The 12,753-nt window shown below is 33.9% G+C and carries 13 protein-coding genes; 9 read left to right on the forward strand and 4 right to left on the reverse strand.

Annotated elements, in window-relative coordinates; translation table 11 throughout:
- Positions 1–20: 20 nt before the first annotated feature.
- Genes glf through AW729_RS06995 form a run of 3 tightly spaced genes read left to right on the forward strand, consistent with a single transcriptional unit; the run spans position 21 to position 3,249 of the window.
- Complete coding sequence (glf, locus tag AW729_RS06985) at positions 21–1,190, forward strand: UDP-galactopyranose mutase (protein WP_112124431.1); 1,170 nt, start codon at positions 21–23, stop codon at positions 1,188–1,190.
- On the forward strand, positions 1,187–1,795 hold the full coding sequence (locus tag AW729_RS06990; RefSeq protein WP_112124432.1) for an acyltransferase: 609 nt from the start codon (positions 1,187–1,189) through the stop codon (positions 1,793–1,795). Before glf ends, AW729_RS06990 begins: the two co-directional genes overlap by 4 nt.
- Positions 1,796–1,803: 8 nt before the next feature.
- Entirely contained in the window at positions 1,804–3,249 is a 1,446-nt protein-coding gene (locus AW729_RS06995) for a flippase (protein WP_112124433.1), read from the forward strand.
- Between the two features lie 75 nt (positions 3,250–3,324).
- Here AW729_RS06995 and AW729_RS11540 read toward each other — a convergent pair whose 3' ends face one another.
- From AW729_RS11540 to AW729_RS07015, 4 genes are all read right to left on the reverse strand, one after another.
- A complete protein-coding gene (locus AW729_RS11540) occupies positions 3,325–3,822 on the reverse strand; it encodes a transposase (RefSeq protein ID WP_112124434.1) in 498 nt (165 codons plus the stop codon).
- Positions 3,783–4,169, reverse strand: coding sequence for a hypothetical protein (locus AW729_RS11545; protein ID WP_112124435.1), 387 nt, complete (start codon positions 4,167–4,169; stop codon positions 3,783–3,785). Before AW729_RS11545 ends, AW729_RS11540 begins: the two co-directional genes overlap by 40 nt.
- Positions 4,132–4,629 carry a helix-turn-helix domain-containing protein gene (locus tag AW729_RS07010; protein WP_236951213.1) on the reverse strand — a complete coding sequence of 166 codons (498 nt, stop codon included), beginning with the start codon at positions 4,627–4,629 and terminating at the stop codon, positions 4,132–4,134. Before AW729_RS07010 ends, AW729_RS11545 begins: the two co-directional genes overlap by 38 nt.
- 152 nt (positions 4,630–4,781) lie before the next feature.
- The gene (locus AW729_RS07015) at positions 4,782–5,516 is read right to left on the reverse strand and encodes a V4R domain-containing protein (RefSeq protein ID WP_162685835.1); all 735 of its coding nucleotides are present in this window, start codon (positions 5,514–5,516) and stop codon (positions 4,782–4,784) included.
- A gap of 432 nt (positions 5,517–5,948) precedes the next feature.
- Between AW729_RS07015 and AW729_RS07020 the strand changes: the two genes are divergently transcribed.
- From AW729_RS07020 to AW729_RS07045, 6 genes are all read left to right on the forward strand, one after another.
- Complete coding sequence (locus AW729_RS07020) at positions 5,949–6,965, forward strand: phosphorylcholine transferase LicD (protein ID WP_112124438.1); 1,017 nt, start codon at positions 5,949–5,951, stop codon at positions 6,963–6,965.
- A 363-nt stretch (positions 6,966–7,328) separates the two neighbouring features.
- Positions 7,329–8,324, forward strand: a complete 996-nt coding sequence (locus tag AW729_RS07025) for an NAD-dependent epimerase/dehydratase family protein (RefSeq protein ID WP_112124439.1) — start codon at positions 7,329–7,331, stop codon at positions 8,322–8,324.
- Between the two features lie 85 nt (positions 8,325–8,409).
- The gene (locus tag AW729_RS07030; RefSeq protein ID WP_112124440.1) at positions 8,410–9,636 is read left to right on the forward strand and encodes a glycosyltransferase; all 1,227 of its coding nucleotides are present in this window, start codon (positions 8,410–8,412) and stop codon (positions 9,634–9,636) included.
- Positions 9,637–9,669: 33 nt separating this feature from the next.
- The gene (locus AW729_RS07035; RefSeq protein WP_112124441.1) at positions 9,670–10,812 is read left to right on the forward strand and encodes a glycosyltransferase family 4 protein; all 1,143 of its coding nucleotides are present in this window, start codon (positions 9,670–9,672) and stop codon (positions 10,810–10,812) included.
- Positions 10,809–11,978 (forward strand): glycosyltransferase, encoded by a 1,170-nt coding sequence (locus AW729_RS07040; protein WP_112124442.1) that lies wholly within the window; start codon positions 10,809–10,811, stop codon positions 11,976–11,978. Before AW729_RS07035 ends, AW729_RS07040 begins: the two co-directional genes overlap by 4 nt.
- 68 nt (positions 11,979–12,046) lie before the next feature.
- Entirely contained in the window at positions 12,047–12,739 is a 693-nt protein-coding gene (locus AW729_RS07045; protein WP_112124443.1) for a glycosyltransferase family 2 protein, read from the forward strand.
- Positions 12,740–12,753: the final 14 nt, after the last annotated feature.

Here is a 12,753-nt window from a genome sequence, read left to right on the forward strand (position 1 = left end):
AATATAGTGAGGTGGAAGTATTGGCATATGATTTTATTATTGTAGGTGCCGGAATTGCAGGTATAACAATGGCCGAACAAATAGCAAACATGCTTAATAAGAAGGTCCTGTTAATCGACAAGAGAGACCATATAGGTGGAAACTGCCATGACTACTATAATGATGACGGGATACTTGTACATAAATATGGACCGCACATCTTCCATACAAACAGTACAAGAGTATACAACTATCTGTCATTATACACGACATGGATTAGCTACAACCATAAGGTACTGGGCAAAATCGGGGACATTCTCGTACCGATACCATTTAACCTGATAAGTATTGACAAATGTCTTCCGGACATATCCAATCACGTTAAAAGTGCCATACTGGATGAATATGAAGTAAACCAGAAAGTGCCGATACTTGAAATGAAAAAATCAGATAACCCCTCAATTGCAAAACTGGCACATTATGTCTATGAAAATGTATTCCTACATTATACTGAGAAGATGTGGGGATTAAAACCAGAACAACTTGACGAATCCGTAACCGCCAGGGTTCCCGTGCATATATCATATGACTGCAGATACTTCCAGGACACATATCAGGGCATTCCGCGTGATGGTTATACGAAGATGTTTGCCAATATGCTATCCAATCACAACATCAACATACTATTGAATAAGGATTATCATGAAATACTTAGCATTGACTATGAAGAAAAAAAGGTATATCTATATGATGAGGAGTTTACCGGAGAAGTAATCTTTACGGGTATGATTGATGAATTCTTTGATTACAGGTATGGACCGCTGCCATATAGAGCCATGGTATTTATGGATGAAACCTCCGATAAGGAAAGATTTCAGGAAAATGCCACCATAAACTATCCCAATGACTACCATTTCACAAGAATAACGGAGTACAAATATTTAACGGGACAGGTAAGTGATAAGACCACGGTACAATTTGAATTTCCAGAACAATACGATTACAGGGATAAGGACGCCAACATACCTTCATATCCAATACCTCAAAAGAAAAATGAGGAATTATATAACAGATATAAGTTACTGGCCGATGAATTTGAACACGTCACGTTTCTTGGCAGATTAGCCGAATACAAATATATGAACATGGATGTTGTAGTTGAAAAGGCGTTGAATTTAATTTCCGATAAATTTATGGGTGAAGAATTTTGAACATTAAGAAGATTTTGAAAGACAAGGTGGAAAATGATCCGAAATCCTTCATCTCCAAGAGGATATTCCAGGCATTTAGGGTACTTCATGATTTGAACATCTACCTTATCCACTTAACCGGCAATGTACCCTCCCATAGATTCAGGGAATTCATGTACAGGCACTTGTTTAAGGTAAAGCTTCCCAAGGATTCAATCATATACTGGAAGTGCAACTTCTTCAGGCCATCAAACGTACACATAGGACATAACAGCATCATCGGAAATGATGCATTCCTTGACGGTCGCGGGGGATTATATATAGGTTCCAACGTTAACATTGCAGGTAACTTTCAGGTATATACCATGGAACATGACATTACAAGCCCCACATTTGAAAGCACATCCGGCGAGGTAATTATAGACGATTACGTTTATATAGGTACAAGAGTTATGGTCATGCCCGGAGTACATATACATGAAGGGGCCGTCATAGCATCAGGTGCCGTCGTTACAAAGGACGTTCCGGCATGGTGCTTGTACGGAGGAGTGCCTGCAAAGTACATTAAAGACAGGCCGGTTGTTAAATATACACTTAATACTAAGATAAAGGACTTGTTCAGGTAGGATTAATTATGAGTACTGTTAGAACTTTGGTAAAAAACACGGGAGTATTGTTCTTATCACAACTTGTTGGTTACGTTCTTGCATTCTTTTACACTTTATACTCCGCAAGGTATCTTGGAACAACAAACTTTGGAATAATATCATTCGCCACTGCAATATCGGGGCTTTTTGCAATATTTACTGATTTGGGATTATCCACCCTTACTATCCGTGAGGTAGCAAGAGACAAGGATAGGACCTACAAGTATATGGGTAACCATGGCAGTATAAAGCTGATACTGTCCATCATTACCATGATGATACTCGTGGCCTTTGTAAATATAGGTACATTTGATGAAACAACAAAAATGGTAGTGTATCTTGTAGGTTCATCGGTCATTATAAATGCATTCAGCGGAACGTTCACATCAATGTTCCGGGCACATGAACAGATGGAGTATCAGTCAATAGCCGACATCATTAATGCTGTCTGTATGTTTATAGGTGTATTGTACTGCGTATTTACAAAGCAGTCCGTTATAGCGGTATCCATGGTTTATCTTATATCCTCTCTTGTGATGCTGACATACAGCTTCATCATCTGTACGAGAAACTATGGCTTAATCCACTTCCAGTTTGACTTTAAATTCTGGAAGTACCTGATATACCATGCATTTCCACTGGCCATTACCAGCATATTCGCATTGATATCCTTTAAGATGAATACCATACTGCTTAATATGTTTACAGGTAGTGCCGTGGTGGGAGAGTATACCGCGGCGTTCAACCTGATGCAGGCATTGATATTCATACCGACGGTTTATTCAACCGCCGTCATGCCAATATTTTCCAAGTTCTATGTTGACAGAAAGGACCTGCTTGACTATTCATATAAGAAATCATTGAAATACCTGACGCTTCTTAGCATACCTATTGTGTTTGGTACGATGATACTCTCGGATAAGATTATAATGTTTATCTATGGGCCAAGCTATGTTAACACCATAGAAATTTTAAGGTTGATTATATGGGCATTACCTGCAATATTCTTAAGTTACATCCTCGGTATCAGCATTGCATCAATCAATAAGCAGCATGAAACCGTAAAGGCAACATTCATATGCCTGATTTTAAGTACCGTGGGTAATTTAATATTGATTAAACTCTTTGGCGGTATTGGAGCGGCTATGATTACCGTGTTAAATGAGGTGAGCATGGTGGTCTTCTACCTTCACATAATGCACAAGTATGGATATGACGTACCGTTCAGGGATATCCTCGTAAAACCGTTTATTGCAAGTATCGTGATGAGTGTTGTGGTTTACTACCTACACATTGACTTGTTTACAAGTGTGGCTGTGGGTATAGTGGTTTATGTAGTGATGATACTGGCCCTTAAAACCTTCGGGGAAGATGATCTTAAAATAATCAAGCAACTGCTTCCGGAAAGGATTATTAAAATCTTAAAGATATGATTATATCCTATTTGACCGGGATATCAAATGGAGATAATGATTTTCATTAATATAATATAGTTTCTTACCTAAAGTTTATACCATAAAATACTCTGAAAGCCAGTTTTCATAGAAAGTCGTATTATCCACTATTTCATAAAATAACCTTTTAAATATGTCAATCAATTCATCCAATGTTTTATAATTGGAATTATATATTTTTCTTTTTATTGTTCTCCATACATCTTCTATAGGATTTAAATCAGGACAATAGGGTTCTAAAAAGATTAATTTGAGGTTTAATATGTCACATACCTTTTCTATAATTTTTGCATGATGTATTTTTGCATTGTCAAGTATTAGGTAAATAGGTTTTTCTTTAGATAATAAATCCTTTATTTCAGTGTTTTGTAAGTTATTTACTATTATTTCTCGTTGTAAATTAGCAATTTTTTGGGTGTTGTGTATATCCTCTTTTTTACAGATCTTTTGTATTTTTTCTATTGATTTTTGTTTTGAATTTTCATTATATAATTCATCATTTATTTTATTTATTAAATCCTTAGTTGATAACTGGTTTTGATGTAAATTGATTGTATATTTTCTATTTTTAAATTAGGGTTTGTTATTGCTTGTTTAATTTGTTTTATAACTTGTTTGTTGTTTGTATTCAGTGCTCTGAAGTTACAAAGTGTTTTTAAAAATGTATATGCATTATTTTTTGTATTTTCTTCCATGTATGAATTACAATTTATTCCTTGAAAGCCTACAATGTTTATTCCAAATTTTACAGGAGGTTTAATTATAATATTTTTTGTTCCTGGTTTATATAATACTCTTGATGTATTTGGTACATTTTGTGATCTTGTTTCGTCTAATATTGCGATTTTGTCTGTTTTTGCATTAATGAACTTTGTTTTTTTTAAGTTTTTCTTCTGCATTTTTTGGTCTTGTTGAATATTTTAACATTGGTTTTCCATAATTAAGGTTTAATTTTTCTCTTGTTATGATCCAAACTTGTTTATCACTGTATTCTATATCAAATTCATCTTTAATTAATTTTTTTACTCTTTTTAAGTCATAATTTTCTTCATTTCCTGTAATTTTATCATATAAATATTGTTTTTGTTCATTAGATAATAATGATTTTCTTCCACAATTAGAATATTTTGAAGTTAATCCATCAAAACCTGATTCATTATAGTCTTTTATCCATCTTTCACCGGTTTTACGAGATATATTTAAATTATCAGAAGCTTTAGATATGGTTTCACCTTTGTAAACCATTCTAATTAATAATAAATGTCTGTATATTTCATAGGAGTCTCTATACTCTTTTAATAAGTCATTCATTTCATTTAATGATAAATGATTTTTGACTTTTTTATTTTCAGTTTTCATAGAAATATATATGTTCATAAAATGGTATATACTTTTGGTAAAAAACTATATTTAAAAATAATATCCCGGGTAACGGCAGTAAAAGTTTAAATTTTTTAAAATAAGTAATAATAAAGGGATTAAAAAAATCCCAAAGAAATAATTTTTTTTGATTACAAATCAACCACAAATGTGCATGAATCATCAAATTTTGAGGTACATTCTACTTCTTCAATAAATATTTCTTTTTTAAAGTGTTCTTCTAAAATTCCCTTGAGAATACCTTTTGTAATATTACATGTAGGTAAGTTATATTGTATATTGAAACATTCCTGGCAAGTATTGTTTTTAAAGATTAACGGATCGGTACTTGATACTTTTATTTCACCGATTTTCAATTCTTCAAACTTTTCTCTTATTAACTCCAGTAATTCATCTAATGTTTCATACTTGAAAGAAGAATATAAGTGACTTCCTATTTTTTGACCTGTTGCTACTTCTAACGGTTCTAGTTGTAAACCATGAATCAATAATGTTGACTTGAATTGCTTTAACAGTTCAACATACAATTCTTCCCTAGTATTTATTTCGGATTCGAAATCTGGAGACTTATAGATTATCCTATCAGGATAAATCTCCCCTATATACTCCGCAACTACGTAGAACAGCTTACTTCTACGATCCATTGGGTGTGCTTTATAGTTTATAATACCTTCATCTATCAAACTTTTCAAATGAACAGATATAGTTGATTTAGATTTTGCAGTTGTACTGACTATTTCAGCTTCGCTGACTTGACCATCCAACATACTTAATATTTGAATCTTTATAGGACTATCTACAATTTTAATTCCTTTGCTTGTAGAATAAATTTTAATTTTTATGTCACTATAATTAGTTATAGGCATCATAATTATTTTTATGTTTAATATAACTATATAAAGTTTTTCTATAATAAAAAATAAAAAGATATCATAATTATAAAAACAATGGATAAAATTTAAAGGATATTTTACTTTATACTAAATATATAATACTTCATAAATTAAATTAATAGTAATGATAGTTTTTTTTAAAAACAAAATACTAATGATAATAAAATAATACAAAATAATAATACGTTGGATAGTTTTATTTTGTTAAAAACAATAGAATAGATAGGAGAATTTTATTACAGCATTCCACCTCGACTATTGATGTTTATCTTAAACTTGCAAAACAAAAGTAATAGCTTCAAAATAATAATCAAAATTACAATTTTAAAAAAAGAGTATCATAGATAACATTAAATAATATCCATTACAAATAAGTATAATTAATTAAAGCCTAGGAGCAACAACATGGTCTTCATATTATCCAAATTATATGGTCTAATGCCAAATTTCGTTAAAAACAATTCAAAAGTCATACACATGGTTCAAACATTCAATAACCATAACAAACTCAAGGAACTGGAAACCCATTACAAAATGCTGGATTTGATATTCAGCAGCTGTGACATCAAGGCAACCGGCGTTATGAGAGAAATACAACTTTTACTTCTGGAATTGCTCAGATTATTTGACAACATATGTAAAAAACATGACATTGACTATTGGTTAGACTATGGAACACTGCTTGGTGCAACCAGACATGGAGGCTTTGTACCATGGGACGATGATTTGGACATTGGCATGCTCAGAGAAGACTATGATAAATTCATAAGGATATTTCCAGAAGAAATAAATAAAATACCCGAAATAAAGGACAATATAATCATATCAAAACTAACAAGGCCCCATGAAAACTTCCCTGAAGATGCCAATGTGTTGGATATTTTGAATGAAGGTACGTTCATCCTCTTTTTCCAATGTGCCTATAAAAGACCTTACGTTCACTTTGACGTATTTCCAAAGGATTACATTGAAGATGAAGGATTAACTGAAAAAAGAAATGAAGTTCAGCAAAAACTGCAGGTAGAACTAAGGGATAAAATAGCAAGCGGCCAGTGGACATTCGATGAAGGACTGGAAATACAGAGCAAGAAGATGAAATTCACCAGAACTAAGACCAACCAGTTATCCGATGCAATAGATGGCCTGCACAATAACATATGCAATAGGATATATCCGGCAGATTACATATTCCCATTAGATAAGATCGAATTTGAAGGCTATGAATTTAAATCGCCAAACAACGTTGAGGATTACCTGCCATTAATCTATGGACCGGAATACATTCACATTCCCCACATAGCACTGGACCATAATACCACAAACTTCGTCAAAAGCCAATATGCCAATATGAAGGATTTGAAGGAAGACTTTGAGAAGGAAAGACTGAAACTAAAGACTATTAACGACAACTTCAAGACATAACACGATACAAGTGGGATTTTGTATCTTCAAACATTTTAAAAACATTAACTCCCGTGATTTTAGAAGTCAATCTTCTATAATACATTACATTACTTTTTTTATTTCATCATCATAGCGATACAGAATATATAAAATTTTGTAACGGCAACCTCATTGATTTAGCCAAAAAATGTATAAACGGTAATTACTCATTTATTTTGAATTTTACACGTATCTTTATAATAATATAAGTTACTGCTTTAAAATATTATAGATGCTTTAAAAGCATATATTTTAATATTAGAAAATTTAAATAAGACAAAAAAGAAATATAAATATTATATATATTTAAATAAATATAGGGGCAAATAGGAGATTTATAGAATGGACATAAATAGTGCATATGAAGGAGAAACCATATTAATTACCGGAGGAGCAGGCTGTGTTGGAAGTAATTTGACTAAAAAATTAGCCGAATATAATCCTAAGAAAATTATTGTTCTTGATAACTTATCATCATCTTATACATGGAATATTCCAAAACTGGATTGTGTTGAATTTATCAAGGGAGACATTTGTGATGATCAGGTTCTTAAATGGGTATTTAAAAGCAAACCAGATTACATATTCCATCTGGCAGCTCACTTTGCTAATCAAAACTCAGTTGATAAGCCAGAAAAAGATTTAAAGGTAAACGGTTTGGGGATATTGAAAGTATTGGAATATGCACAGTTGACCGGCGTTAAAAGATTTGTATATTCTAGCAGCGGATGTGGAGTATACGGCTTAGATTCAAAGATGCCGTTTGAAGAACATGACATCAGCATCAGCTTACACACCCCATACCAGGTTACCAAACTGCTGGGTGAATTATATACCAATTATTTCCATAACCTGTATGATTTACCGATAAGCAATGCAAGATTCTTCAACGTGTTTGGTCCTGGAGAAGTACCGGGAAAATACAGAAACGTGATACCTAACTTCATGTATTGGGCCATGAACAATCAGGCCCTTCCAATAACGGGGGACGGAACAGAAACTCGTGACTGGACATACATCGATGACATACTTCAGGGATTAACCAGACTGGGTGTTGTTGAAGGTGCAATAGGAGAATCAATCAATCTTGGTTCAGGTAAAGACCATAGGGTTATAGACATGGCCAATAAGGTAAATCAGTTATGTGGCAACGACGCCGGTATCGAATACAAACAAAGAAGAGACTGGGATGCCAAGAACAAATTGTTATCATCAATCGATAAGGCAAAAAGAATACTCAAATACAAACCGCAACATGACTTTGAAGAAGGACTGGAAAATACCCATGAATGGTTTGTAGAAAACTGGGACAACATACAAAAAAGTGCAGAATTTTAAGTAAAAAAATAAATAAGCAAATATTCTTTAAATAAATAAGGATTTAAACATATATAAAATACAACATGACATTAATGGTGATAATATGAGAATACTACTTGTACAGGAATCGGATTGGATCAAAAGAAATCCTCATCAACAACACCATTTAATGGAATTGCTTGGTAGGAGAGGTCATATCATACACGTAATTGATTATGAAATAGACTGGAATCAGCAAGAAAGCAGTGAATATAGATTTAAATCACCACGAAAAGTATTTAAAGGGTATAAGAAGGTATACAATACCGATAACATTACAGTAATCAGACCGGAATTAATCAGACTCCCTGTGCTAAACTACGTATCTGTAGTGCATTATCATAGAAAAGAAATAAAAAGAGAGATAGAAGAATTCAAGCCGGACATAATCATAGGATTTGGAATATTAAATGCAAATATAGCATCAAGACTGGCAAAAAAACATAACATTCCATTTGTATACTACTTCATAGATGTTTTATACGAATTAATTCCGGAACCTGCATTCAGAAATCTGGGAAAACAAATAACAAAAAATACGATAAAGAAATCATCCTATGTTATGACCATTAACAGAAAGTTACATGAAATAGCCATAGAACTAGGTGCAAATCCACATAAGATGAGCATTATCGGTGCCGGAATAAACCTTAAACGTTTCAACTATGAAAAGAACAATGGATTTAAGATACGCAGCTATTACCATATAGATCCAAGAGATACCGTTCTGTTCTTCATGGGATTTTTATATGAATTTGCCGGCCTTAAGGAGTTGGCAAGATATCTTGGTAAAAACAAGGAAAAATATCCACATATAAAACTACTGATTACCGGTGATGGAGATGCATATGATGAACTGAAGGCAATACGTGATGAATACTCCATGGAAAAACAATTGATACTGACTGGAAGACAAAAATACACGTTGATGCCTGATTTAATTGGTGCCAGCAATATATGTATCCTACCTGCATATAAAGATGAAATCATTATGCAAAACATCGTCCCAATCAAGTTATATGAGTACATGGCCATGAAAAAACCGGTAATAGCAACAAGACTCCCCGGATTAGTTAGTGAATTTGGAGAAAACAATGGTCTGATATACATAGACAGACCGGAAGAGGTAATTAAAGTAGTTAAAACCTTGTTAAATGATAATCAAAGTATAAACAAGATTGGATGGGCCGGATATAACTTTGTAAAGGATAACGATTGGCGCAAACTTACGGTCAAATTTGAAACAATCCTTGAAGATTTAATACTGGACATGCTGTTAAAAGAAGTATAACCTCCTCTTTAAACAATTTTTTTTAGTGATATTATGAATATATTACAGGTAATACCCTACTTCGCATTTGAACGTGGCGGTGACGTAAATGTATGCTATAACCTATCAAAACAATTGATTGACAAAGGTCACACAGTAACGATACTTACCACTACCTTTGACTACAATCCAGAGGATACTGATACTATAGAAAAATTAACGATGATTCCCGTTGAATATAAATTCAACCTGGCATTATTTATCTATTCGCCGAAGATGAACGAGTGGCTGGACAAACACATAGATGAATATGATATAATACACTTGCACGAGCTTAGATCATATCAAAACAACGTTTTAATAAAATATGCAAAAAAACACAATATCCCATATGTACTTCAGCCACATGCATCCACACCAAAACACGTTGATAAAAGGATTATAAAGGAGACATATGATCTGTTCTATGGAAACAGAATTATGCAAAACGCTTCATGTACCATTGCCGTATCTAAGGAAGAGGCATACTATGACAGACAGATGAAAGCCAGGAAAGTGGAAGTAGTATATAATGGTATGGATTTGGATGAATTTAAAACGCTTCCCGCCAAGGGATGCTTTAAACAAAAATATGATATCGACTCACCATACATACTATATCTTGGCAGAATGGATAAATTGAAGGGAATAAACCATGTGATTGAATCATTTGCCAAGCTTCCCGAAAAATATGAGGATTACAAACTAGTCATTATCGGAAAGATAACCGACTATAAAAGCAAGTTGGATGACATCATAAGCAAATACAACCTTGAAGATAAGGTGATATTCACCGGATTCATATCAGAAGACGATAAAATCATGGCCTACCATGATGCTGAGGTATTTGTTAATCCGGTAAGGTATATGGGTGGAGTTTCAATAACCGTATTTGAATCAATACTATCAGATACACCGGTTGTTGTTACAAAAGAATCAGGCGAACTGGTTGAAGAAATTGATGGTGGAATAATAGTGGATTATGGAGACATTAATCAGATATGTGGTGCCGTCACGACATTGCTGGAAGATAAGGACCTTGCAGATAAGAAAGTGGAAAAGGCTAAAGAATACATTAACTCCAATCTGAGCTGGAGCAAGGTATGCGATAAGATAATAGAAATATACAATAAGGCTATTGGAGAGGCAAAATCATGAGGATACTAGTACTATGTCATGACATTCCATCGATGAGCGTTGGTGCAACCATACCCATCCACTACATGATAAAAGAGCTATCAAAAGTGCATCAATTGGATTTAATATCATTCAACTCACATAAATATGACATCAAAGCACTGGAAGGCTACTTGAATAACTATAAAAGTATTGATATCAAGGAATACCACTCCATCAAAGACCAGCTCATATACACCACAAAAAACATGCTGTCATCAGATAATCTTAAAACAAGAAGTATTCTGAACTATTACTATGACAAGAATATGAACAGGCTGATACAGGAGAATATCCAAGACCATGACTTGATAATTGCAGACTTGCCAATGGCATTCTACGTTAAAAATGTCGATAAAAAGAAAATCGTATATGCATTTGATGCCGTAAGTGACTATAACTACCAGATGTATAAGAAATCCGACAGCCTCACATCCAGGATATACTGGTACCTGAATTATCTTAAAATCAATAACTATGAAAAATGCTATGACAAATTTGACAGATGCATAGTCGTAAACAAGAAGGATAAAAAGTTACTTGAAAAGAAATTGAATGTCCAGGTAGAAGTGGTTGCCAACGGTGTGGATACAGAGTACTTTACCAACAACAGCAGTGATGAGAACGTTAGGCTGGTATTTCTCGGTGATATGAGCACTCCCCCCAACAATGATGCAGTCAAATACTTTACGGAGGAGATATATCCACTGGTTCTAGCCGAAAATAACATTGAATTATATATTGTCGGCAGAAACCCAACAGAATACGTCAAAGGATTAAACAATGACAATATAATAGTTACCGGTTCTGTTGATGATGTCAGAGATTACCTGACAAAGAATGCCATATTCATCACGCCAATGATTTCAGGTACTGGCATTAAAAATAAGATACTTGAGGCCATGAGCATGCAGCTGGCGGTTATATCAACCAGCTGTGGCATTAGTGGAATAGATGCAATAAATGAGATTGAATACCTTTGTGCCGACAATAGCATGGACTTTAAGGATGCCATCATTAAACTATGTGATGATGCGGATTATAGACATTATCTTGCTAAAAATGCACGGATACTCGTTGAAAACAAATACTCATGGAATTCATCAGCAGAAAAAATCAATCGAATAATAGAGGAAATATTCCATTAAAAAGTAAATAAGAATAAATACATAAATATATAGTAATTATTGAAAATTATCATAAGGGAATGTGTAATATGAAAATATCAGTTGTTATACCGGCATTGAATGAAGAAGGAATTGTGGGAAAAACCATTAGAAGCATACCTGTAGATGAGTTTAAAGAAGCGGGATATGACTATGAGATAATCGTCATAAACAATGACTCCACCGATAACACGGCACAAGAGGCCAGTGATGCTGGTGCAACAGTATTTCTTGAAAAAAATCGTGGATACGGTAATGCATATATTCGTGGATTTAAGGAAGCCAGCGGCGATATCATCATCATGGGGGATGCCGATGGAACATATCCACTGGAGCAGTCCATGGACTTTGTCAATCTGATTGTCAATGAAGACTGTGACTTTGTTATCGGATCCCGTTTTGATGGGGGTATAGAAGAGGGTGCTATGCCGGCACTGCATCAGTATATTGGAAATCCTATGCTTACAAAGATGCTTAACATATTATTTAATGCAAACTACTCTGATACTCATTGTGGTATGAGGGCATTTACAAGAGATGCAATAGACAAACTTGAATTGACGGCACCCGGTATGGAATTTGCTATTGAGATGGTTATCGAGGCTTCCGAGAAGAACCTGAAAATTAGGGAAGTTCCTATTTATTATAGAAAAAGGGGTGGAGGAGAAGCTAAGCTTAGCTCATTCGGTGATGGATGGAGACACATAAAGTATATGTTAACCAGAAAATTTATGGGCAAGTAATTCTTATTCCGGGA

The sequence above is a fragment of the Methanosphaera sp. BMS genome (assembly GCF_003268005.1).
GTDB lineage: Archaea > Methanobacteriota > Methanobacteria > Methanobacteriales > Methanobacteriaceae > Methanosphaera.